General features: G+C 62.9%; 26 protein-coding genes. 19 read left to right on the forward strand and 7 right to left on the reverse strand.

The genetic code is table 11. From position 1 onward, the window contains the following. The first annotated feature begins 91 nt into the window (after positions 1 to 91). The 4 genes from pgsA (at position 92) to FJ960_RS11820 (ending at position 2280) form a co-directional block, all read left to right on the forward strand. A complete protein-coding gene (gene pgsA / locus FJ960_RS11805; protein ID WP_010915213.1) occupies positions 92 to 688 on the forward strand; it encodes a CDP-diacylglycerol--glycerol-3-phosphate 3-phosphatidyltransferase in 597 nt (198 codons plus the stop codon). Position 689: 1 nt separating this feature from the next. Continuing rightward, positions 690 to 947 carry a molybdopterin converting factor subunit 1 gene (gene moaD, locus FJ960_RS11810; RefSeq protein ID WP_027144520.1) on the forward strand — a complete coding sequence of 86 codons (258 nt, stop codon included), beginning with the start codon at positions 690 to 692 and terminating at the stop codon, positions 945 to 947. Between the two features lie 5 nt (positions 948 to 952). Continuing rightward, entirely contained in the window at positions 953 to 1435 is a 483-nt protein-coding gene (locus tag FJ960_RS11815; protein WP_140714055.1) for a molybdenum cofactor biosynthesis protein MoaE, read from the forward strand. Positions 1436 to 1515: 80 nt separating this feature from the next. Further along, positions 1516 to 2280 (forward strand): YbaY family lipoprotein, encoded by a 765-nt coding sequence (locus FJ960_RS11820; protein ID WP_140714057.1) that lies wholly within the window; start codon positions 1516 to 1518, stop codon positions 2278 to 2280. A 63-nt stretch (positions 2281 to 2343) separates the two neighbouring features. Here FJ960_RS11820 and ndk read toward each other — a convergent pair whose 3' ends face one another. Then, positions 2344 to 2766 carry a nucleoside-diphosphate kinase gene (gene ndk, locus FJ960_RS11825; protein ID WP_027144516.1) on the reverse strand — a complete coding sequence of 141 codons (423 nt, stop codon included), beginning with the start codon at positions 2764 to 2766 and terminating at the stop codon, positions 2344 to 2346. A 290-nt stretch (positions 2767 to 3056) separates the two neighbouring features. Here ndk and FJ960_RS11830 point away from each other — a divergent pair, with 290 nt between their 5' ends. Next, positions 3057 to 3329: a DUF2934 domain-containing protein gene (locus tag FJ960_RS11830; RefSeq protein WP_140509890.1), complete on the forward strand. Its 273-nt coding sequence runs from the start codon at positions 3057 to 3059 to the stop codon at positions 3327 to 3329. An 81-nt stretch (positions 3330 to 3410) separates the two neighbouring features. On the opposite strand, the gene FJ960_RS11835 is transcribed toward FJ960_RS11830, so the two are convergent. Then, positions 3411 to 4103, reverse strand: coding sequence for a glutathione S-transferase family protein (locus FJ960_RS11835; protein WP_140509892.1), 693 nt, complete (start codon positions 4101 to 4103; stop codon positions 3411 to 3413). A gap of 66 nt (positions 4104 to 4169) precedes the next feature. On the opposite strand from FJ960_RS11835, the gene FJ960_RS11840 reads away from it, so the two are divergent. Next, entirely contained in the window at positions 4170 to 4682 is a 513-nt protein-coding gene (locus FJ960_RS11840) for a DinB family protein (RefSeq protein WP_027144513.1), read from the forward strand. Between the two features lie 104 nt (positions 4683 to 4786). Here FJ960_RS11840 and FJ960_RS11845 read toward each other — a convergent pair whose 3' ends face one another. Further along, positions 4787 to 5746: a LysR substrate-binding domain-containing protein gene (locus tag FJ960_RS11845; RefSeq protein WP_140714059.1), complete on the reverse strand. Its 960-nt coding sequence runs from the start codon at positions 5744 to 5746 to the stop codon at positions 4787 to 4789. Positions 5747 to 5856: 110 nt separating this feature from the next. On the opposite strand from FJ960_RS11845, the gene FJ960_RS29460 reads away from it, so the two are divergent. The 7 genes from FJ960_RS29460 to speB all read left to right on the forward strand — a co-directional run bounded on the left by FJ960_RS29460 (position 5857) and on the right by speB (position 13741). Next, positions 5857 to 6690 (forward strand): hypothetical protein, encoded by an 834-nt coding sequence (locus tag FJ960_RS29460; RefSeq protein WP_181166733.1) that lies wholly within the window; start codon positions 5857 to 5859, stop codon positions 6688 to 6690. Between the two features lie 45 nt (positions 6691 to 6735). Then, positions 6736 to 7659 (forward strand): DMT family transporter, encoded by a 924-nt coding sequence (locus tag FJ960_RS11860; RefSeq protein WP_140714308.1) that lies wholly within the window; start codon positions 6736 to 6738, stop codon positions 7657 to 7659. Continuing rightward, positions 7652 to 7855, forward strand: coding sequence for a hypothetical protein (locus tag FJ960_RS11865; protein WP_027144508.1), 204 nt, complete (start codon positions 7652 to 7654; stop codon positions 7853 to 7855). The genes FJ960_RS11860 and FJ960_RS11865 overlap by 8 nt, the downstream gene beginning before the upstream one ends. 161 nt (positions 7856 to 8016) lie before the next feature. Beyond that, positions 8017 to 8469: a MucR family transcriptional regulator gene (locus FJ960_RS11870; protein ID WP_140509900.1), complete on the forward strand. Its 453-nt coding sequence runs from the start codon at positions 8017 to 8019 to the stop codon at positions 8467 to 8469. 136 nt (positions 8470 to 8605) lie between these two features. Then, positions 8606 to 10483: an ABC-F family ATP-binding cassette domain-containing protein gene (locus FJ960_RS11875; protein ID WP_140714061.1), complete on the forward strand. Its 1878-nt coding sequence runs from the start codon at positions 8606 to 8608 to the stop codon at positions 10481 to 10483. A gap of 216 nt (positions 10484 to 10699) precedes the next feature. Further along, positions 10700 to 12820 (forward strand): molybdopterin oxidoreductase family protein, encoded by a 2121-nt coding sequence (locus FJ960_RS11880; RefSeq protein ID WP_140714063.1) that lies wholly within the window; start codon positions 10700 to 10702, stop codon positions 12818 to 12820. A 111-nt stretch (positions 12821 to 12931) separates the two neighbouring features. After that, positions 12932 to 13741 carry an agmatinase gene (gene speB, locus FJ960_RS11885; RefSeq protein ID WP_140714065.1) on the forward strand — a complete coding sequence of 270 codons (810 nt, stop codon included), beginning with the start codon at positions 12932 to 12934 and terminating at the stop codon, positions 13739 to 13741. A 15-nt stretch (positions 13742 to 13756) separates the two neighbouring features. Here speB and FJ960_RS30255 read toward each other — a convergent pair whose 3' ends face one another. From FJ960_RS30255 to FJ960_RS11895, 3 genes are all read right to left on the reverse strand, one after another. Beyond that, a complete protein-coding gene (locus FJ960_RS30255) occupies positions 13757 to 14389 on the reverse strand; it encodes a hypothetical protein (protein ID WP_348642353.1) in 633 nt (210 codons plus the stop codon). Then, entirely contained in the window at positions 14292 to 14894 is a 603-nt protein-coding gene (locus FJ960_RS30260; RefSeq protein ID WP_348642354.1) for an NAD(P)/FAD-dependent oxidoreductase, read from the reverse strand. Before FJ960_RS30260 ends, FJ960_RS30255 begins: the two co-directional genes overlap by 98 nt. A 62-nt stretch (positions 14895 to 14956) precedes the next feature. After that, positions 14957 to 15436 (reverse strand): Lrp/AsnC family transcriptional regulator, encoded by a 480-nt coding sequence (locus FJ960_RS11895; RefSeq protein WP_140714067.1) that lies wholly within the window; start codon positions 15434 to 15436, stop codon positions 14957 to 14959. Between the two features lie 105 nt (positions 15437 to 15541). Between FJ960_RS11895 and FJ960_RS11900 the strand changes: the two genes are divergently transcribed. The 3 genes from FJ960_RS11900 to FJ960_RS11910 are packed head-to-tail and all read left to right on the forward strand — an operon-like array spanning position 15542 to position 19165. Then, positions 15542 to 16750 (forward strand): diaminopropionate ammonia-lyase, encoded by a 1209-nt coding sequence (locus FJ960_RS11900; protein WP_140714069.1) that lies wholly within the window; start codon positions 15542 to 15544, stop codon positions 16748 to 16750. A gap of 14 nt (positions 16751 to 16764) precedes the next feature. Then, the gene (locus FJ960_RS11905; RefSeq protein ID WP_140714310.1) at positions 16765 to 18012 is read left to right on the forward strand and encodes a Zn-dependent hydrolase; all 1248 of its coding nucleotides are present in this window, start codon (positions 16765 to 16767) and stop codon (positions 18010 to 18012) included. Beyond that, the gene (locus tag FJ960_RS11910; protein WP_140714071.1) at positions 18005 to 19165 is read left to right on the forward strand and encodes a M20 aminoacylase family protein; all 1161 of its coding nucleotides are present in this window, start codon (positions 18005 to 18007) and stop codon (positions 19163 to 19165) included. The genes FJ960_RS11905 and FJ960_RS11910 overlap by 8 nt, the downstream gene beginning before the upstream one ends. 201 nt (positions 19166 to 19366) lie before the next feature. Here the strand turns inward: FJ960_RS11910 and FJ960_RS29465 are convergent, their stop codons facing one another. Beyond that, on the reverse strand, positions 19367 to 19684 hold the full coding sequence (locus FJ960_RS29465) for a hypothetical protein (RefSeq protein ID WP_181169848.1): 318 nt from the start codon (positions 19682 to 19684) through the stop codon (positions 19367 to 19369). Between the two features lie 230 nt (positions 19685 to 19914). On the opposite strand from FJ960_RS29465, the gene FJ960_RS29470 reads away from it, so the two are divergent. The 3 genes from FJ960_RS29470 (at position 19915) to dapB (ending at position 23043) form a co-directional block, all read left to right on the forward strand. Further along, entirely contained in the window at positions 19915 to 20088 is a 174-nt protein-coding gene (locus FJ960_RS29470) for a hypothetical protein (RefSeq protein WP_015318449.1), read from the forward strand. A gap of 72 nt (positions 20089 to 20160) precedes the next feature. Then, a complete protein-coding gene (locus FJ960_RS11920) occupies positions 20161 to 22254 on the forward strand; it encodes an ATP-dependent helicase (protein ID WP_140714073.1) in 2094 nt (697 codons plus the stop codon). 9 nt (positions 22255 to 22263) lie between these two features. Continuing rightward, entirely contained in the window at positions 22264 to 23043 is a 780-nt protein-coding gene (dapB, locus tag FJ960_RS11925) for a 4-hydroxy-tetrahydrodipicolinate reductase (RefSeq protein WP_140714075.1), read from the forward strand. Positions 23044 to 23083: the final 40 nt, after the last annotated feature.

Genomic DNA, 23083 nt, shown 5'->3' on the forward strand with positions numbered 1-23083 from the left:
GTCACTTTCAGCTGGCCAGTCGAATCTGGCCTGTTGACCCCCTACATCCGCTTCTGATTTGAGTACGCAGGCAGAAAGAGTCTCTGAAGACATGGCCCAGCGCGCATTTAACCTGCCCAACATGCTGACCTACGCCCGCATCATCGCGGTACCGCTGGTCGTGCTGTGCTTTTTTCTCGAGGGCCATCTGAAATCGAGCGACTTCGCCCGCTGGTCGGCGCTGGTCATTTTTCTGCTGGCGTCCGTCACCGATTATTTCGACGGCTATTTTGCGCGCGCCTGGCAGCAGACCTCTAACATCGGCAAGATGCTCGATCCGATCGCCGACAAGCTGCTGGTCGCCACCTGCCTCTTGCTGCTGGCGGCCGACACCGACCGTCATGCCGGTATCGCCGGCTGGTCGCTGTGGGCGGCGATCATCATCCTGTGCCGCGAAATCCTGGTTTCGGGCCTGCGCGAATATCTGGCGGCGCTCAAGGTTTCGGTGCCGGTGACGCAACTTGCCAAGTGGAAGACCACCATCCAGATGGTCGCCATCGCCTTCCTGCTGGCGGGACCGGCCGGTGACAAGATCTTTCCGCTGACCACGCAGACCGGCCTCGTGCTGTTGTGGATCGCGGCCCTCGTGACGCTCTACACCGGCTACGACTATTTCCGCGCCGGTCTCAAGCACATCATGGACGAGTGAGATGACGACCCGTCTCATCTATTTCGCCTGGGTTCGCGAACGGATCGGCACATCGCAGGAAGATGTCGAATTGCCCGCCGGCATCGAGACGGTCGCCGACCTCTTGCGCTGGCTGCAATCGCGCGGCGAAGGGTACCAACACGCGCTGCAATATCCCGATGTCATCCGCGTCGCCATCAACCAGGAACATGTCGATCACCGCGAGAAGATATCGGGCGCACGCGAGATCGCACTGTTCCCGCCGATGACCGGGGGCTGACACTCATGCCGGCCGTCCTGGTGCCGACCGTGCGCATTCAGCGCCAGGATTTCGACGTCGCCGCCGAGATCGCCACGCTGACGCAGGGCCGTGCCGACATTGGCGCGGTGGTCACCTTCTCCGGCCTGTGCCGCGACGAGCAGGGCGCTCTCTCGGCACTCGAGCTCGAGCACTATCCGGGCATGGCTGAAGCCGAGATCGGCCGCATCGCAACCGAAGCCACCGAGCGCTGGCCGCTGCAAGGCCTCACCGTCATACATCGCCATGGCAAGATCGCGCCGGGGGCGAACATCGTGCTGGTGGTGGCCGCTTCGGCGCACCGCCAGGCGGCATTCGAGGCGGCGAACTTCCTCATGGACTATCTCAAGTCGCGTGCGCCCTTCTGGAAGAAGGAGCATCGCACCGACGGCTCCGAGGGCGGCTGGGTCGATGCCAAGGAAACTGACGCCGAGGCAGCTCGGCGCTGGAAGCAGCCGCCGTCCGAATAGTTTACCGTGCAGGCGTCACGGAACGACCGCAATCCTTCTGCCAACTGGTCACGTGACTGATTTGGGCAAGGGAGACGGTCATGCTGGACAGGATCGCCGAGTTCTTCGTCTTCGGCTTGGTGCCGCTGGTCGTCGGCATCCTGGCGGTGCCGGAGCTTTCCCTTGCCGCGGAAAAGGCGGTGAGGGGCGAGGTTATCTATCGCGAGCGCATCGCATTGCCACCCAGCGCCGTGCTTTCCGTCGAGCTTGCCAACGTCTCGTTGGCGGACGCGCCCGCCAAAATCATCGGGCAACAGAAGATCAGGCCCGCCGGTCAGGTGCCGATCAGCTTCGAGATCAAATTCGACCCCTCTGTCATCCGACCGCAGATGACCTATGCACTGCGGGCCCGGATCACCGTGGACGGAAGGCTGATGTTCATTTCCGATGTGCGCCATCAGCTCGATCCGCTGACCGACGCGCCACAGACCATCATGCTGAAGATGGTCGCACCCAGCAAGGAGCCAATGACTTCCGTCTTTGATCAGCTCTGGGTGGTCGACTATGTCGACGGCATTGGCGCCGTCACCGCGCCGCAGGCGACCTTCAGGATCAGCGAGGCCGGCAAGGCCGGTGGCAACGGTCCCTGCAACACCTATTTTGCCACGGCGAAGGTCGAGGGTCAGGCAATCGCGATCGGCGATATCAGTTCGACCTACAAAGCCTGCGCGCCCAATGTGATGGCCGAGGAAAAAGCCCTGTTCGATGCGTTGGCCAACGCGGCGTCATACACTGTCGATGCCGGCAAGCTCGCCATATCGGACAAGGACGGCCGCGAAATCCTGCGCTTCAGCGCCGCAAGCTGATTGCACTCCAGAAAAAAGGCCGGCTGAACGCCGGCCTTCCAGATCGGATTTGATGCCGTCGGCTCAGCCGACGATCTCGGTATCCGAGAACCAGTACTTGATCTCCTGTGCGGCCGTTTCCGGCGCGTCCGAGCCGTGCACCGAGTTCTCGCCGATCGACAGCGCATGCACCTTGCGGATGGTGCCTTCGGCGGCATTGGCCGGATTGGTGGCGCCCATCACATCGCGGTTCTTGGTAATGGCGCTCTCGCCTTCTAGGACCTGCACGATGGTCGGGCCCGAGGACATGGATTCCACCAGCTCGCCGAAAAACGGCCGCTCCTTGTGGACGGCGTAGAAGCCTTCCGCCTCGCGGCGGCTCATCCACACCCGGCGCGAGGCGATGACGCGCAGGCCGGCTTCCTCCAGCATCCTGGTGATGGCGCCGGTGAGATTGCGCCGCGTTGCGTCCGGCTTGATCATGGAAAAAGTGCGTTCGAGCGCCATGGGTCGTCCTTGTCTGAATTTGAATTGAGAGTGGCGGGCTCTATACAAGCCGCCCGGCCTATTGCCAAGGGGGTGAGGAGCGGGGTGAGGAGCGGTCCGCGTAGCGGGCGGAAAGCCAATTGCTTTTGCTTTCCGAGCGACGAACGCCCAGCGACAGCGAGCGCCGGACCGGTCTGCGCTTCCATGGCTGGTCGCCGCAGGCAGGCGGATCAGATGGCTGTAAAGCAACGGTTTGCTTGCTATAGTCGCTCGGTCGGCGCCGCGCTGAAGTCGGCCCGAAGGGAGACAACATGACCATGACAGACGATCGTCAGGAGCGCATTCGCAACCGTGCACATCAGATCTGGCAGGAAGAAGGGCGACCGGCCGGTCATCACGAACGCCATTGGCACCAGGCGGCGGCCGACGTCGATCGGGAGGACGCGGGGAAGCCGTCGGCGGACAAGAAGCCAGCCAAGAAGGCATCCGGCGCCGGCAAGACAAAAGCAGCCCCCAAGGAAGAAAAGGCCGCCGCGAAAGCCAGCAAGCCGAAGGCCAGCAAGCCAAAGAAGGCGGCCAAATAAGGCCAGCTGTTCCGCCGCTGATTTTCGCAACAGGTAGACGGCGCTGGAGCTGCCTTGCGGGCAGGCAGGCCTTTGCGTCCGTCACGCTGCGGCGGAAACCTTTCGTCCCAGCCCGCCATGCAGGTCGAGGCAGCGGGTGAACCACTGCGCTACCGCGTCGCTGCCTTCGAGCAACTTGTAAGGTGATGCGATACGCGCCCATTGCAGCGCGCCAAAGACGATATAGTCGGCAAACAGCGGCGAGGCGCCGCCGATGAACGGCTGGTAGCTCAACATGGAGCGCAGCGGCTCCAGCGCTGCCCGGAAGGTTGCCAGGCCGGCGTCGCGTGCGGCGACGACGTCCTCCAGCCGCTTGCCGAGGCGCTGCTCCCGGCTCTGTCGGAAATACGAGGCGTTCTCCTCGTCTTGCATGGCATGAAGGTCAACGACCGCCGCGGTGGTGACATAAGGGTGGATGGTCAATTGCGACCAGCGCTCGGTGAAGCGCGCCATCGCCTTGCCGCCTTCGCCGCCAAACAGCGTCGGGCGATCCGGATAGGCCTCATCGAGATAGAGCGCGATGGTGAAGGAATCGGCGACGACCTTGTCGCCATCGCGGATAACCGGAACGGTTTTCGAGACACCGCCTTCAATGGCCGGCACTTCGAGAAAACGCGTCGGCGCGGTCGAGGCATCAAGTCCCTTATGGGCCAGCGCCATCGTTGCCTTCCAGCAATGTGGGCTGAACGGACGGCCCTCGTCACGCCCGACGAGATCATAAAGCAGAATGGTCATTGGCGCCGGTTCCTTTGCGGTCTAGGTATCGCTCCCGACACCCGAAACAGGCGCGGCGGGAAAAAGATGAAACAGCACTTCATGATGTTTGCGGCATACAATCAATGGGCCAATGGCCGCATCTACGATGCCGCCGACGATCTCAACGATGAGGAATTCAATCGCGACGTCGGCGCCTTCTTCGGCTCGCTGATGGGCACGCTCAACCACCTGCTCGCCGCCGATCGCATCTGGATGAAACGCTTCACCGGCGAAGGCGCCGCGCCGACGACATTGGACGCCATATTGTACCGGGCCTTGCCTGTCCTGAGGACAGCGCGCGAGGCCGAGGACCGGCGGATTATCGACTGGCTCGGCGGCTTGAACGACAAGGCGCTGTCGGGTCGTTTCACCTATATGACCGTATCGGACATGCGCACCGTCTCGCAGCGCCTGGCGCCCGCGCTGGCTCATGTCTTCAACCACCAGACCCATCACCGCGGCCAGGCGCATATGATCCTGACGGTTCTGGGCCGCCCTTCCGTACCGCTCGATCTGGCGCATTTCCAGCGCACCGAGGAAGGAAGGGCCTTCGCCTGATCCACATGGTTTTGTTTTAAATTCGGGGCGAGCGGTTCGCGCGGGCTACCGTCGCATTTTTTGCCGTCTGCGGTCACCGAGCGGCAAGTGAGACCTATTCGAATTCAGACAGCCTCTGAAGCCAAGTCGATGACTTCACTGTCCAACTGGCGTTGCGTCATGGCCGCTTCCGCCATCACCCATTGTTTGAACAGCAGCACCTTGCGTGCGGCAGGGCTCTTGTGGGGCGAGACAAAGTACCAACCGGCCGTATTCGGATGATGAACGGCAAACGGAGCGATCAGCTTTTCGGCGCGGATATCGCTGACCATATAGGCACGGTTGGCAACGGCAAAACCCATTCCTGAGTTGGCCGCCTCGTAGGACATCATGCACGAATCGAAATAGATGCTTTTGGTCTCGCTGAGCACAAAACTGGCACCAGCAAAACCAAGCCAGGATTGCCAGTTCTGGGTGCAGGTGTCGGAATGCAGCAACGTGAAGTGCTTGAGGTCGTCCGGTGTGACCTTTGACAGCGGCTTCTGGCCGAGAACTTCATGGAACAGCTTGCGGCTGCACACCGGCGTCAGGTCTTCCCGAAACAACAGGTCCGATGGCAGTCCGTTGAAGTGGCCGTCGCCATAGCGGATTTCGAGATCGAATTCGGAAGTCGTGAACTCATGCGTCGCGTACGAGGTCGAAACTCGCATCACGATATCGGGATGTTGCTGCTGAAAAAGTGGCAGGCGCGGAAACAGCCAGCGTGCGGCAAATGTCGGCAGTACGGATATCTTCAGCACATGTTCCTGTGATTGCCCGGTCGCTTCCATGCTGGCGGCGACGATCCGCTCCAGCGCCTCGCGAACGCGCGAGACATAGGTCTCGCCCTCGGGTGTCAGCGACACTGCATTGCCGCCGCGCTGGAAAATCTTGAAGCGCAGCTGGTCCTCCAGGCTTTTGACGCGCTGGCTGACCGCCGAAGCGGTGATGAACTGTTCTTCGCCGGCACGCGTGAAATTGCCATGCCTCGCAGCACTCTCGACGATTTTCAGCGAATTGAGGTTGACCTGACTGAGCAGACGCACGGTTTCGACCTTAAGCTGGGCTTATGGTAGCACTAGCATTCCTAATTTTACAGGGGGAGCTAATTTAATCGACTGTTAACCAAGTGTTTGCCCCCACTTGGAGAAGTACAATGAACGCACATACGATACCCGAATTGCGCTATGCGATGAGCCGCGAGGCCATTATCGGTCACGAAACCGCCTGGAAAGTGTCGAGCTTCGGCGTTGCGCAGTATCTGCATGGCTATGATCCGGCACTGCTTGCCGCGATCGAGGAAGCCGCCCTGAAGCTCAAGGCCAGTCATGCCGTGCACAAGCACCTCGACCTGACCTTCATCACCGGCGCCGACCGTTTCATCCCCGAAATCAAGGAGTTGCTGAACGACAAGTTGCGCCTGGAGCGGCTCTCCGACATGATGGGCACGAAGCTGGAGCCCTATCCGCTGTCGATCGTCGGTTCGACCGTCACCTTCATGAACCCCAGGGATGGCGCCGTCGAATGGCATTGCGACGGCGTTCCGGTCACCGAGCTCATTCCGCTGTCGATCAGCGATCCGCTGGTCGGCGGCCAGCTCGAAATCTATTGCGACGATTCCGAGACCGGCCGCGCCATTCTCGAATCCGGCCGCGAGATTCCGCGCAACCGCATCATGCGCATCGATCACAAGATGAACTACGCCACGCTCGGGCAGTTCCTCGGCGTCCTGCATCGCACTGCGCCGATCCAGTTCGGCGAGCGCGTCACCCTGGTGCTCAACCAGCGCTCTGTGGCCAAGCCCTATGTCGACGATAACAGGATGTTCTATCTTGCCGCCGACAACGATCACGACCGCGAGTGGGTCAACGAACTGGCCGACGACGTGTGGACCAACCAACTGCCGGCCTATCGCCGGTTCGAAGCGGAACATCCGACGCCGGCCCCTGCCGAAGCGCCGGTTCCGGGCGGAGCCAGGGAATCATGGTAACGACCCATGACCCCGAAAAGTGGAAACCGGTTTTCGGACAGGATCATGGTCGACCACAGGGATAGCCCTTGCCGGTTCTTTCGGCATCGATCGGGCTCGGTATCCGTGCTGGTCTTCGCCACCGGCGCAGTGGCGTTGTGGTCGACAAATGCGCTGGTCGGCAAATCCCTGCTGGCCAGTCACCCGGTGTCGCAAGTGCAATTCCTGCAATTTGTAGGGGCCGCACTGGTGTTCGCGGTCATCCGGTTGATGAGCCGCGAGAAAGCCGCGGCAGTCACGGCGAGCACCGCGCTGGCGCCGCTCGCGGTTGGTTTTGTCGGTCTGGTCGGCACCATGATACTGCAATATATCTCCTTTGCCTTGATGCCGGTGATAGAAGCCAATCTCGTGGCCTACACCTGGCCCTTGATGGTTGCCGCGGCGGTGATCGCCGTCGACAATCCCCGGCGTCCGGCTTTGCTGGGCCTTGCCGCGGGCCTTGGGTTCGTCGGCGTCGCCTTGGTGATTTCGGGAGGACGTGACCGCACCTGGTTCCAGGGTGATCTCGCCGGCTATCTGGCCGCATTCGGATCTGCGCTGTGCATGGCTTTCTATTCGGTGATGGTGGGACGGCTCGCCAATTCGCCGGACCGCTTGTTGTTGCCCTCGTCGCTGGTTGGCGTCGCGTTGACACTCATATGGTCCGCTCGCGAAGGCGTCGCCTGGCCCACCGGGATGGATCTGGCCCTCGGGCTCTATCTCGGCGCCGGGCCGATGGGGCTGGGTTATTACTTCTGGTCGCACGCCTTGAAGCTCGGAGGCAGCGGCAAGGTCGCTGTCGTCGCCTATCTCACGCCGATTGCCTCGACGCTGCTGCTGACCTTGTCCGGTGAACGGCTGACGGCGACCGCCATTGCCGGAGCCGTCCTCGTGATCGGCAGTTGTGTCGCCGTCGGCCTGGAGCGTACGGAGGCGCAAGACTATGTTTGACGACAATGAGCGTCTCGCCAGGCAGGAAGCGCACTGGCTCATCAAGGAATTCGGCGCGGAGGCACCACTTTATGCCGCGATGAAGGCTGAAAAGGCGATTGAGCAGAAGGATTTCGGGCGTTGTGCCCGCTGGAAGCGTATTCTTGAGATATTGGCGGATGGTCGGACAACCAAGTCTGTCGCTTCGAAGTATTAGATTTTCTAATTTGCGCGACGTCGATTTCCCATAAAGGTAGTTGATGCCAAGTCTTGATTCGTTTTGGGACTTGGCGGTCCGTCGGGGGACGCGGTTAAAGAGATACATCGACAAAAGTCTTCACCGGGGTAGATGACTTTGTCACAAATAAGGTGAAAGAATTGTCAAATATCGAGGATAAGACCGTTATCGAGCTAACCGCCGATATTGTCTCGGCCTATGTAGGCAACAATCCGCTTCCGGCTTCTGGCCTGCCTGACCTGATTGCCAGCGTTAGCGCCTCGGTCCGAAAGCTGGCTGGCGCGGCCGTCGTGGAAAGCCCGAGCCTGGTTCCGGCTGTAAATCCGAAAAAGTCGGTGTTTCCCGACTACATCATCTGCCTGGAGGACGGCAAGAAGTTCAAGTCGCTCAAGCGACACCTCAGGACAGACCATGGTTTGAGCCCGGACGACTATCGGGCCAAATGGGGTTTGCCGCCGGATTATCCGATGGTCGCCCCGAATTACTCGGCGACCCGGTCGGCGCTGGCGAAATCGACGGGACTTGGCCGCAAGCCGGCCGCTGCGCCAGCAGTGGTGGCCAAGGCGACAAAGCGTGGCAAGGCCACTGCCTGAGGCCTTGCTGGCCGGTATGGCAGATCACTGATCGGCTGCTCTGGCGGCGCATTATGTGCGCCGTTTCCAGGCCTTGTGCGGCCAACTGGCCCGCAAGGTCTTGCGAAGCGTTGATGTCCAGTGCAAAAGCGCGACCATGCTTATCATCAATGACCTCTCGCTCCGCATGGCGGGGCGCTTGCTTCTCGACCACGCCTCGCTCACCTTGCCGGCCGGCACCAAGGCCGGTCTTGTCGGCCGCAACGGCACCGGCAAGACGACGCTGTTCAAGGCTATAACAGGCGATTTTCCCTCCGAGACCGGCTCGATCAGCCTGCCGAAGAATACGCGCATCGGCCAGGTGGCGCAGGAAGCACCTGGCACCGAGGACCCGCTGATAGAGATCGTGCTCAAGGCCGACCTTGAGCGCACGGCGTTGCTGGAAGAAGAAAAGATCGCCACCGATCCACACCGTATCGCCGACATCCATATGCGGCTTGCCGATATCGACGCCCATTCGGCCGAGTCGCGCGCGGCCACCATCCTCGCCGGCCTCGGCTTCGACGACGCCGCGCAGCGCCGTCCGGCCTCGTCCTTCTCCGGAGGCTGGCGTATGCGCGTGGCGTTGGCCGCCGTGCTGTTTTCCGAGCCGGATCTCCTGCTGCTCGACGAGCCGACCAACTATCTCGACCTCGAAGGCACGCTGTGGCTTGAGAACTACGTTTCAAAGTATCCGCACACCGTGCTTCTGATTTCGCACGACCGCGATCTGCTCAACCGTGCGGTCAATTCGATCGTTCACCTCGACCAGAAGAAGCTGACGTTCTGGCGCGGCGGCTACGACCAGTTCGAGCGCCAGTACACCGAGCAGAAGGAATTGCAGGAAAAGGGCCGGGTCAAGCAGGAAGCCGCCCGCAAGCACATGGAATCCTTCGTCGAGCGTTTTCGCGCAAAGGCCTCCAAGGCAAGACAGGCACAGTCGCGCATCAAGGCGCTGGAAAAGATGAAGCCGATCTCGGCCATCGTCAACGACACGGTGCGGCCGTTCTCTTTCCCCGAACCTGTGAAGACGGTGGCCTCGCCGATCGTTGCGCTGAACAACGTCAATGTCGGCTATACCGAAGGGCAGCCGATCCTGAAGAAGATGACGCTGCGCATCGACGCCGACGACCGCATCGCGCTGCTTGGCGCCAATGGCAATGGCAAGTCGACGTTCGCCAAGCTGCTGTCGGGCCGTCTGAAGCAGGAGACCGGCACCATGACGGTGGCGCCCGGGCTGAAGGTGGCGATCTTTGCCCAGCATCAGCTTGACGATCTGCGCCCTGAGGAAAACGCCTATGAGCATGTCCGCCGGATGATGCCGGAGGCGCCGGAATCGAAAGTGCGCGGCCGTGTCGCCCAATTCGGCCTCACGACCGAGAAGATGAACACGCCCGCCAAGGACCTGTCCGGTGGCGAGAAGGCGCGGCTGTTGATGGGGCTGTCCGCCTTCGAGGGGCCGAACCTGTTCATCCTCGACGAGCCGACCAACCATCTCGACATCGACAGCCGCGAATCGCTGATCCATGCGCTCAACGAATTTCCCGGCGCCGTCATCCTGATCTCGCACGACCGCCATCTGCTCGAGGCGACCGCCGACCGCCTCTGGCTGGTGAAGGACGGCGCGGTCAATCCGTATGACGGCGACCTGGAGGACTACAAGACGCTGGTCACCGGCATCTCCGGCGACCGTCGCGGCAAGCGGGAGGCCGACAAGGCGTCAAAAGCCGACCGCCGCCGCGATGCGGCCGCGCGCCGCGCCGCCTTCGAACCGTTGGCCAAGGAAATCCGCGCCACCGAGGCGCTGATGGACCGCATCCGCAAGCGCATCGACGGCATCGAGGACGAACTCGCCAACCCGGCGGTCTACGAAAAGGATCCGTCGACGGCGACAAGGCTCGCCAAGGAACGCTCGCAGCTTGCGCAGACGCTTGCCGGCCACGAAGAAAAATGGCTGACCATGTCCGCGGAGTATGAGGAAGGCACGGCGGAGTAGGGAGAGCGATTCTCCCTTCTCCCCTTGTTGTGGGAGAAGGTGTCGCCGAAGGCGACGGATGAGGGGTGTTCCAGGGAACGCCAGCGTCTCATTCCGCTGGAACACCCTCAACCGTCTCGGCGCTGCGCGCCGATCCACCTTCTCCCACAACAAGGGGAGAAGGGAAGGCACCATCTGGCCCTACACGTGGCCGTCATAAACCGCTAGTTTGCCCCCATGAACCAGCACGCGAACCTTCGCATCGGCCATTCGGCCTGTCCGCATGATTGTCCGTCGACCTGCGCGCTCGAGGTCGAATTGCTCGATGGCAACCGCATCGGGCGTGTCCATGGCGCTAAGGCCAACAGCTATACGGCGGGCGTCGTCTGCGCCAAGGTCGCGCGCTATGCCGACCGCATCCATCATCCCGACCGTCTGCTGAAGCCGCTGGTGCGCAAGGGTGCCAAGGGCGAGGGCGTCTGGCAGGAATCAAGCTGGGAGGCCGCACTCGACCTCGTCGCCGAAAAGTTCATCTCGGCCGAGGAGAAGTATGGCTCGGAGACGGTCTGGCCTTACTATTACGCAGGCACGATGGGGCTGGTGCAGCGCGACGGCATCGACCGGCTGCGGCATGCAAAAAAGTACTCGGGCTTCTTCGGCTCGATCTGCACCAATCTCGCATGGACCGGCTGGATGATGGGGGCAGGCGCCTTGCGCGGACCGGACCCGCGCGAGATGGCCAAATCCGATTGCGTCGTGATCTGGGGCACCAATGCGGTGGTGACGCAAGTCAATGTCATGACCCACGCCATCAAGGCGCGCAAGGAACGTGGCGCGAAAATCGTCGTCGTCGACGTCTATGAAAACGCGACCATGAAACAGGCCGATATGGGCCTGGTCCTGAAGCCCGGCACCGATGGCGCGCTGGCTTGTGCTGTCATGCATGTCCTGTTCATGGAAGGCTTGGCCGACCGCGCCTATCTCGAAAAATACACCGACGATCCGAAAGGACTGGAAGCGCACCTGAAGACGCGCTCGCCGGAATGGGCCTCTGCCATCACTGGCCTTGGCGTTGCCGAGATCGAGGCCTTCGCGCGATTGGTCGGCACGACCAGGAAAACATATTTCCGCCTCGGCTACGGCTTTGCGCGCCAGCGCAACGGCGCCGTCAACATGCATGCGGCGTCCTGCATCGCCGCCGTCACCGGCGCCTGGCAGTATGAGGGCGGCGGCGCCTTCCATTCCAATTCCGGCATCTTCAAACTCAACCAGGATGTGCTCGAAGGCACGAGGATGCGTGATCCCTCGATCCGCTATCTCGACCATTCGCGTATCGGCCCGGTGCTGACCGGCGCCAGCGACGCGCTTTATGGCGGACCGCCGGTGACGGCGATGCTGATCCAGAACACCAATCCGGTGAATGTCGCGCCCGAGCAGCGGCTGGTGAAACAGGGTTTCCTGCGCGACGATTTGTTCACCTGCGTGCACGAGCAGTTCATGACCGACACTGCCAAGCTGGCCGACGTCGTGCTGCCGGCGACGATGTTCGTCGAGCACGACGACATCTACAAGGGCGGCGGCAACCAGCACATCACGCTCGGCCCCAAGCTGATCGAGCCACCGGAAGGGCCGCGCACCAACCATTTCGTCATCGAGCAACTGGCCGAGCGCCTCGGTGTCGCCGACAGGCCGGGCTTCGGCCTCACCGAACAGCAGCATATCGACATCATTCTTGGCAAGCGCGGGCTGGGCAGTTTCGACTCCTTGAAGGACGAGAAGTGGATCGACCTGCAGCCGGATTTCGACACGGCGCATTTCATCCGGGGCTTTGGTCACGCAGACGGAAAATTCCGCTTCCGCGCCGACTGGACCGGGCAGGCGGCTCCCAACCGGCCGCCGAAGAGCATGGGGTTGTTCGGCCCGGTGGCGCTATTGCCCGAATTTCCCGATCATGTCGATCTGATCGAAGTGGCCGACGAAGCGCATCCGTTCCGGCTGTCGACCTCGCCGGCGCGCAACTTCCTCAACTCGACCTTTTCCGAGACACCGGTGTCGAAGGTCAAGGAGGGCCGCCCGGAGCTCCTGCTGCATCCTGACGATGCGGCGGCTCTCGATCTTGCCGACGGCGATCGTGTCGAGATCGGCAACATGCGCGGCGAGGTGGTGCTGCACGCCAAATTGTTCGACGGTATCAAGCGCGGTGTCGTGATCGCCGAAGGCATCTGGCCGAACAGCGCGCATGAGCGCGGCGAAGGCATCAACGTGCTGACGGGAGCCGATGCGCCCGCCCCTTACGGCGGCGCTGCCTTCCACGACAACAAGGTGTGGCTGCGCAAGGCGGAAGACCTGGGCGCCTAGCGCTGCTGATTTCCCGTTCCCGATTCCACCTCTGGCCCAAACACCAGCGGTCGCGAACGCCAACTCCCGTCCCTATAGAGGCAGTCGTCCGTCGCAAATGGGAGAGTGTCGATGACCGGCGCGATTTCGCTTCTGGGAATACCGCATGACGAGAATTCGTCCTATCTTCAGGGGGCTGCTAAGGCGCCACCGCTCATCAGGCGCGAACTCATCAGCGATCCTTACTCCTCATGGAGCGAGACCGGCTTCGACCTGACCGGCCGTTTCGTCGATCATGGCGACATCGACTTCGCCCAACCGGGCGATCCCTGGCAGCGGATCGAGAGCGAAGTCGACCGCGCGCTGGACGCAGGCCACCCCCTGATCAGCCTGGGCGGCGATCACGCCATCTCCTGGCCGGTGCTGCGTGCGGTGCGCCGTCGCCATCCAAGCCTGACGATCGTTCACATCGATGCCCACCCCGACATCTATCATGCCTACGGTGACAATCCGCGTTCGCACACATCGCCTTTCGCACGGATCATGGAGGAGCGGCTTGCCGACCGCCTGATCCAGATCGGCTTGCGCACCGTGAACGACCATCACCGCGATCAGTTCAAGCGCTTTGGCGTAGAGGTCGTGGAGGCTGCGCATTTCAGCGAAAGCCTGTCCCTTGATCTCAAGACGCCCGTCTATATCTCGATGGATATCGACGGGCTCGATCCTGCTTTTGCGCCCGGCGTCTCCCATCGTGAGCCTGGCGGGCTGTCGACACGGCAAGTCATCAACCTGATTCAAGGCGTCAACCAGCCGATCGTTGCTGCTGATATCGTTGAATACAATCCGAGCCAGGACCTCTCCAATGTGACGGCGCTTGTCGCCGCCAAACTGACGAAGGAGATCGCCGGCATGATGCTCAGGACATCATCAGCGGCGGATTGACAGCGCGGCCGAATTTCACACCGGCAGGGTCTCAGTCGCCTTCTTCCTGTTTTGCCGCTGGCGGATGTCGTCGGCGACCGCCTGGGCTTCGATACCGATTTCGCGCAGCAGCCCGGTGACCGCGTTGTGAAAGCCGACCAGATAGAGGCCGAGATCCGACGCGCGGGCATTGACGCCGCTAGGCCCCGGCTCGATGCCGGGTTCGAGGAACCTGGCATAGCCCGGCCGATAGCCGGTGGCGAAGAGGATGGCGTCGAATTCGCTGTTCCTGCCGTCCGCAAAACAGGCACCGCGTTCCGAGATTTCAGCGATGTCGGGCGCCACCTTGATCGCGCCCTCGCGGATCTTGCCGATGGTGCCGACATCGATCACCGGAATGCGCGATGCAAGCGCGATCTGCTGCAGCAGTCCCTGCTTCGGCCGTCTGAGCCCAAACTTCTCCAGCCTGCCCAGTACCAGATTGAGGATGACGGGGAACAGGGCGTCGTTGATGCGCTGCGGCCCGAGCCGCGTCGCCATGCCGACCATCTGGATCGGCACGCCGAACAGTTCACGCGGCACGATGTGAACGCCGCCACGCACCGAGATAGTCGGTCGGGCGCCGGCTTCCGCCAGATCGAGCGCAATCTCCGCACCGGTGTTGCCCATGCCGACGACCAGCACCGATTGGCCGGCAAAAGGCGTGGCGATAGTCGGCGCTGTGCAGCGTCTTGCCCTTGAAGGTGTCGATGCCGGCAAATTTGGGCAGCAAGGGCTCGGCATTGTAGCCGGACGCGATCACCACATGCGAAGCGCGTAAGGCGCCGGACGTCGATTCCACCCGCCAACCGCGGCCCTCCCGGGCGATCGCCCGCACCGTCTCTCCGAAGCGGGGCTCCAGGTCGAAACGCTTTGCATAGGCTTCGAGATACTCGACCACGAGATGGCGCGGCACATAGCGCGGATAGTCCCTTGGGAAGGGAACGAATGGCAGCGAGGAGTAACGCTTGGTCGTATGCAGATGCACGCGGTCATAGTGACGCCGCCAGGCTGGCGCGGCCTGCTGCTCCTTTTCGAGCATGACGAAATCCAGCCTGGCTTGCCGCAGGCACGCAGCAACCGCCAGGCCCGCCGGTCCGGCACCGATGATCGCGACTTTCGTGGTTTCGTCCATGCGCGCCTCCCCCTCCAATTGGCGATCCAGAATGTCAGAAGCGTGGCAAGCGTACCACCGGCTCATCCAGGCAGGGGCACCGTCAAACCGACCTTGATGCGGTCCATGGCGACGAAGGTGCGGAACTTCCGCACATTGTTGCTGCCGAAGAACAGTTTTCGCGTCAGCGCCTCGTAAGCGCCCATGTCGGCCACGGTGATAACGAGGATGAAGTCGGCCTCGCCGGTGACATAATAGCATTGCTGTACTTGCGGCTCCGCCGAGAATTGCCTCTTGGCCTCGTCGATCAATTCGGTGCGTTCGCTCTCGAGCTCCACCTCGACGAAGAGGGTGATCGGCTGGCCGACGGCCGCAGGCTCGACGATGGCGACATTGCCGGCAATGACGCCGGTCTGCTCCATGCGCTTGATGCGGCGCTGCACGGCCGGCGCCGACAGGTTCACCGCCTCGCCGATCAACCGCTGCGGCGTCGTGTTGTCCCGCTGCAGGATGGCAAGGATGGCGAGATCGAAGCTGTCGAGTGAGGCTGGCGAATGAGGCATTGCTGTCCCGACGAAACAAACTTGCATTTCGAGAGCCAAATTACGGCGCTTTTTGCGCATGGTTTGCAATATCTTCTCTTGGACGACACCAACAAGAGATCGCCAATGTTCCTGCTCAATCGCCATGCCTTGCATCGCCAGCCGCTGGACGAGGGCGATGCCGAAACCCTCGGCATCGCCGGGGCGGACACTGTCGAGCGTTTCCTTGCCTGCCGTGACAATCACCTGACGACGCCGCTGCACGCGCTGCCGGCGCTGGCTGGCGAACTCGGTCTCGCTGCCTTGCATGTCAAGGATGAGGGCTTTCGCCTCGGTCTCGGCAGCTTCAAGGCGTTGGGCGGCGCCTATGCGGTCTTCCGCCTGGTCCTGGAAGAGGCCAGCAAGCGGCTCGGCCGCTCCGTCGATGTCGGCGATCTCGATCGGCCCGACGTTCGCACGGTTGCAGCGACCATGACGGTTGCATGCGCGACCGACGGCAATCATGGCCGCTCCGTCGCGCAAGGCGCCGAGCTCGTCGGTGCCAAGGCGGTGATCTTCGTCCATGCCGGCGTCAGCGACGAGCGCGTCGCGGCCATCGCCCGCTATGGGGCCGAGATGATCCGCGTCGACGGCAATTACGACGATTCGATCAGGCAGGCGGCGCGCATCGCCGCGGAGAAAGGCTGGACGGTGGTTTCCGATACCTCATGGCCGGGCTACGAACGCATTCCGGGCCTCGTCATGCAGGGCTACACGGCGATCGTGCGCGAGGCGCTGCGCCAGCTCTCGGAACCGCCGACCCATGTCTTCGTGCAGGCCGGCGTCGGCGGCATCGCGGCCGCGATCGCCGGCCATCTCGCAATCGTGCTCGGCGAAACCAGACCGGTTTTCACGGTGGTGGAACCCTCCCGTGCCGCCTGCGTCTTCGGCGCCGCCAAGGCCGGGCATCCGGTCAAGATCGCGCATGGCGAGGCGACAGTCATGGCGATGCTCGAATGCTACGAGGCCTCGCCGGTCGCCTGGCGCGTGCTGGCGCGCGTCGCCGATGCGTTCATGACCGTCGACGAGGACGAAGCCATCGCCGTGATGCGGCGGCTGGCACGCCCGGCCGGCAATGATCCGGCCATCGTCGCCGGTGAAAGCGGCGGGGTCGGCCTTGCCGGGCTGATCCGGGCGATGGCCGATCATAAGGCCGAGCTTGGCCTCGACGCCACTTCGCGCGTGCTGGTCGTCAACACCGAAGGCGCGACAGATCCCCGCCGCTATGCCGAACTCGTCGGCATGAGTCCGGCGGATGTGCTTGCCGGCAAGGTGCTTTCTGGAGTGACGCCATGACCTTGATCGACGCAATGACCTCGATCGACGCACAAAGGCTGCTTGGCCGCATCCGCGAGCTCGGCGGTATCGGTCGTGATGGCGAGGGCAGATTGGTGCGGCTGGCCGCCTCCGACGCCGACAGGCTGGGTCGCGACCGCTTCGTCCGCTGGCTGCGCGAGGCCGGTCTCGAAATCGCCATCGATCGCATGGGAAATATCTTCGGAGTCTGGCGGGTGCCGGAAAATGCCGGCCATGCGCCGATCCTCATCGGCTCGCATATCGACACTGTCATCGATGCCGGCATCTATGACGGCTGCTACGGCGTGCTCGCCGGGCTGGAGGTGATCGAAACGCTGAAGGCGTCGGCTCTTGTCCCGTCGCGCCCGCTCGCGGTCGCCGCCTTCACCAATGAGGAAGGGGTTCGCTATTCCCCTGACATGATGGGTTCACTGGTCCATGCCGGCGGCGTCGGTATCGACGAGGCGCTGGCGGCCGTCGGCACCGATGGCAGCTTGCTGGGAGAGGAACTGGCCCGCATCGGCTATGCCGGCGACGAGGAGCCGGGCTTCCTCCAACCGCATGTCTATCTCGAATTGCATATCGAGCAGGGCCCGGTCCTGGAACGCGAAGGCGTACCGATCGGTGCTGTGGAAAACCTCCAAGGCATCTCCTGGCAGCGCATCACCATAGACGGCATCGCCAACCACGCCGGCACCACGCCGATGTCGATGCGCAATGACGCCGGGCATGCGGCTGCGCGTGTCGTCACGTTCCTGCACGACCGCGCCAAGGCTTCGAACACGCCGACCGTTGCGACGGTCGGCACGATGCGTTTCGAGCCAAACGCCATCAATGTCATCCCCTCGCGCGCCGTCTTCACCGTCGACCTGCGCGACCCTTTCGAGCATCGCCTGCAAGCCGAGGAAGCCGCGCTCGCCGCGTTTCTTGAGGACCTCGCGGCCGGCGATGGCGTCGCGATCTCGGTCGAGCGGCTGGCCCGCTTCGAGCCTGTGATCTTCGATATCAGCATTGTCGAATTGATCGAAGCCGCCGCGAAGAAGCGCGGGTATGCATCGAAGCGCATGACCTCAGGCGCCGGCCACGATGCGCAGATGATGGCGCGCCTTGCGCCCGCGGCGATGATTTTCGTGCCGAGCGCCGGCGGCATCAGCCACAATCCGCGCGAACATACCGCCGATGCCGAGCTTGTCGCCGGCGCCAACATCCTGCTTGATGTCGTCACCCGCCTTGCGGATCAGGAGATATCAGACAATGGCTGAAATCGATCGCGATGCGCTGAAGCTGGAGATGACCGGATGGCGGCGCGATCTGCACGCGCATCCCGAATTCGGCTTCGAGGAAAAGCGCACGGCGGCCTTCGTCGCGGCCAAGCTGCGCGAATTCGGCCTGGACGATGTCGCCGAGGGTGTCGGCGGCACCGGCGTCGTCGGCACTTTGAAGCGTGGCAGCGGCAACCGTGCCATCGCGCTGCGGGCCGACATGGATGCGCTGCGCATATCGGAGCAATCGACCGCGCCCCACCGCTCCGGCAATCCCGGTCTCATGCATGCCTGCGGCCATGACGGCCACACGGCGATGCTGCTGGGTGCGGCCAAGCTTCTGGCTGGGGAGGGTGGTTTCGACGGCACGGTGCGCTTCATCTTCCAGCCGGCGGAGGAATGGGGAAAAGGCGCGTTGGCGATGCTCGATGATGGCCTGATGCAGCGCTTTCCCTTCGACGAGATATTCGGCCTGCACAACATGCCGGGCCTGCCTGTCGGGCATTTCGAAACCCGCGCCGGCCCGGTCATGTCGGCCGAAGATATTTTCGAGATCGTCCTCAGGGGGTTGGGCGGCCACGCTGCTCGGCCGCATTCGGGTCAGGAAACGCTGGTTGCCGCCTGTGCGCTGGTCACCAACCTGCAGACCATCGTCTCGCGACGGCTGAGCCCGGCCGACATTTCCGTGGTTTCGGTGACCGAATTGATCACCGACGGCACCCGCAACGCGCTGCCGGGCCTTGCCCGCATCCTTGGCGACGCGCGCAGTTTCCGCCCCGAGGTCAGCGCCGCGATCGAACGCCAGATGCGCATTGTCGCCGAAGGTATCGCTGCCGCCTACAATGTCACCGCCGAGGTCAACTATACCAGGGAATTCGTGCCTTTGCGCAACGATGCCGAACTGGTCGATGCGGCCTTCGCCGCCGCCGGACACGTGTTCGAGCCCGGCAATATCGCGGTCGCCCGCGAGCCGATGACGGCATCGGAGGATTTCGCCCGCTTCCTCGATCATGTGCCGGGCTGCTTCGTCTTCCTCGGCAATGGCGAGGTCTCGGCACCGCTTCACAGTTCCAGCTACGACTTCAACGATGATGGGCTGTTGTTCGGTGTCAATTTCCATGTCGCCATCGCCAGGCAGCGGCTTGGGACTTGAACCCTCATGGGCTTTTCGCGGCATTTTACGGGGGGAAAACGCCCGGGAACGGTTGAAATCCCTGATCTCGCATGACGCAACGGCAAGACTCAGCTAGCCTCCCTGGCGCGGCGGACCTGATATCCGCCTGGCCGGCGCTATCAGATTACCTCCCAAGCGGCGCCGGCCTTCTTCCCTGCGCTAAATTAGCTTTCGTTAAATTTAGAATGCTCGCGCTTGGCGGAAGTCAGAGTTTTGCTGCCATGACCGCGGCGGGCTTTTAGTTTGCTGTGGTTCATAGATGCGCGGGCGGAACTGGATAAAGGCGCGCGTCAGGACGAAGCGCGGCGGGTGCGCGCGCTTATCGCTGAACTCGAACGAAACTTGACCGCTGCCTCGGCCCAGATACAACAGCTGCGCCAGGACGCAGGCCACGAACTGCGCAATTCCAAGTTCCGCCTCGATCACCTCGAGGCAATGCGTTGAGGCGATGCCGTAATCGTCTGGCGCAGGGCACCATTCACTGGCCAGCAATGCCATTGTTCACGACAGGAATTGCGAGGTCTTGGTCCGCTCCAGGCGCCTTTGTCGGCGGCAGTTTGTTGTCGCAAGCCGAGAGAGCCAAGGCCACCAGCGCGAGGATCAGTACTAGCTTTTTCATCGCTATTTCCTCCACCCCCAAAACGACGCGGTGTCGGTTTGGTTGCTCGATTGCACCGAGGGAACAAAATCCCCTGCCTCAGGTTGACCCAGCGAAGGAGGACCGCCGCATGATCCGTTTGCTCCTGGTTGGCACGTTGGCCTTTGTTACTTACCGTCTCGCCCGCAAGATGATCGATGAGGTACCCGACAGTGTCGATCCTCTCTTGCTGCCGGCGCCCGCAAACGACCGCGAGGCGTTGCGCCGGCAATCGGCGTCGATGGGCGTTGACCCGAAACGCTGACCTTCTTGTTTCGCCGAATTGGCGGAGCTGCTTCTCTGTTGCGAACAAAGCGGAAACGATGCTTGATGGGCGATGAACCTCGCCGCCCATGATTCGACCTTTTTGGACTCGACCGTCCAGCCGGCTTATCTCGCCCGGCTAAACGACGCCCAACGCCAGGCCGTCGAACATGGCGACGGCAAGATTGCAGGCCCGCTGCTGGTCATCGCCGGTGCCGGCTCCGGCAAGACCAACACCCTGGCGCACCGCGTCGCTCATCTGATCGTCAAGGGAGCCGACCCGCGCCGCATCCTGCTGATGACGTTTTCGCGGCGCGCCGCATCCGAAATGGCCAGGCGCGTCGAGCGCATCGCCGGCGAGGTGCTAGGCCGCGATGCTGCCGTGATCACGGATGCGCTGACCTGGGCCGGCACTTTTCATGGCATCGGTGCGCGGCTGCTGCGCGATTATGCAATGGAGATCGGCCTCGATCCGGCCTTCACCATCCATGATCGCGAGGATTCCGCCGATCTGATGAATCTCGTACGCCACGAACTCGGCTTCTCCCGGACGGAAGCGCGCTTTCCGACCAAAGGCACCTGCCTTGCCATCTATTCGCGCGCCGTCAACGCGCAGGTGCCGCTCGGTGAGGTGCTGGGATCTGCTTTCCCCTGGTGCGCCGGCTGGGCCGAGCAGCTCAAGCAGCTGTTTGCCGGCTATGTCGAGGCCAAGCAGGCGCAGAACGTGCTCGATTACGACGATCTGCTGCTCTACTGGGCGCAGATGACCGCCGAGCCTGAGATCGCCACGCATCTCGGCGGGCGTTTCGACCATGTGTTGGTCGACGAATACCAGGATACCAATCGGCTGCAGGCGTCGATTCTGCTTGCGCTGAAACCCGACGGCGCCGGGCTGACGGTGGTCGGTGACGACGCGCAGTCGATCTACTCGTTCCGCGCTGCCGAAGTGCGCAACATCCTCGACTTCCCCAGGCAGTTCGCCCAGACCGCCGATGTGGTGATGCTGGAGCGCAATTACCGCTCGACCGAGACCATTCTGGCGGCCGCCAATGCGGTCATCGGCGAAGCTTCGGAGCGCTTCACCAAGAACCTGTGGTCGGAACGCAAATCCGCCGACAAGCCAAGACTTGTGACCGTGCGTGACGAGGTCGAGCAGGCCAATTTCGTCTGCGACACCATCCTGGCGGAGCGCGAGGCTGGCACCGCGCTAAAGTCGCAGGCGGTGCTGTTTCGTGCCTCGCACCACAGCGGACCGCTGGAGATCGAACTTACGCGGCGCAACATTCCCTTCGTCAAGTTCGGTGGCCTGAAATTCCTCGATGCAGCCCACGTCAAGGACGTGCTGGCGGTGCTGCGCTTCGCCGAAAACCCGCGCGACCGTGTCGCGGGTTTTCGCGTGCTGCAGCTTCTGCCGGGCATAGGCCCTTCCGCCGCCGCGCAAATCGTCGAAGCGATGACGTCGGCGTTGGACGAGGCGATGGGCCTGGCCGGCTGGCGTCCGCCGCAGCGCGCCGCCGACGATTGGCCGGGTTTTGTCTCGCTTTATTCCGGCTTGCGAGCTGGCGCCAAATGGCCAGCCGACCTCGAACAGATCAGGCTGTGGTACGAACCGCATCTGGAACGCATCCACGAGGATGCGATCACGCGCCGCGCCGACCTGCTGCAGCTCGAGCAGATCGGCTCGGGCTATGCCTCGCGCGAACGCTTCCTGACCGAGCTGACGCTCGATCCGCCGGACGCGACCAGCGATCAGGCCGGGCCGCCGCATCGCGACGAGGACTATCTGATCCTGTCCACCATCCACTCGGCCAAGGGCCAGGAGTGGAAGAACGTCTTCGTGCTCAACACGGTCGATGGCTGCATTCCGGCCGATCTCGGCGTCGGCACCAAGGAGGACATCGAGGAAGAGCGCCGGCTGCTCTACGTGGCGATGACACGAGCCAAGGACAGCCTCAACCTGGTCATGCCGCAGCGCTTCTTTCCGCACGGCCAGGCGGCGCGCGGCGACCGCCATCTCTATGCCTCGCGCACCCGTTTCATCCCGGCCTCCATTCTTGCCGCCTTCCAGCAGCTTTCGTGGCCGGCCGCGCAAGCGGTGCAGGGCAGGGCACCCCGGCCGGAGGTGCGCGTCGACATCGGCGCCCGCATGCGCGGCATGTGGAAATAGCAGGAGCCGATGGCGCAACCGCCGATCAGGATCGCCATATCAGGCGCGGTCGGCCGCATGGGACGCCAGATGGCGAATGCGGTGCGGGCTGATGCGCGCCTGGCGCTTGCCGCCCGCTTTCACCGCCCGGGCAGTGTCGGTGATGGGCTGGTGAGCCGCGACGAGGCGCTTGCCATGGCCGACGTGGTCATCGACTTCACCGCGCCGGCCGCCTCCGCCGATCTGGCCAGTTTCTGTGCGCAACGTGGCGGGCCAGCCTTGGTGATTGGCTCGACGGGTTTCGATGCCGCCGAACTGGCCACCATCGCCGCCGCCGCGAAAACCGTCGCAATTGTGCGGTCCGGAAGCTTCTCGCTCGGGCTCAACATGTTGGTCGGATTGGTCGGGCGGGCAGCGCGGGCACTTGGCCCGCAAGACTGGGATGCCGAGATTTTCGAGGCGCATCATCGCCATAAGGTCGACGCTCCATCGGGCACGGCGCTGATGCTGGGGCAAGCCGTTGCCGGCGGACGCGGCGTCGAACTGGACGCGGTTGCCAGGCGCGTCCGCGATGGCGTCACCGGCACGCGGCCGGCGGGCGAGATCGGCTTCGCGGTGGCGCGCGGCGGCGGCATCATCGGCGAGCACAGCGTCAGCTTCTGCGCCGAGGGCGAAACCGTCACCGTGTCGCATGCGGCTGGCGACCGCATCATGTTCGCGCGTGGCGCCATCGCCGCGGCACTCTGGGTGGCGGGCCGCGCTCCCGGCGAGTACGACATGCGCGACGTATTGGGTTTTGGCGCATCGTAACCGGCAAATCCTGGCTGTTTTCATTCCCCGGTTGCTAAAG

It is taken from the genome of Mesorhizobium sp. B2-3-11 (assembly GCF_006442215.1).
GTDB classification, from domain to species: Bacteria; Pseudomonadota; Alphaproteobacteria; order Rhizobiales; family Rhizobiaceae; genus Mesorhizobium; species Mesorhizobium salmacidum.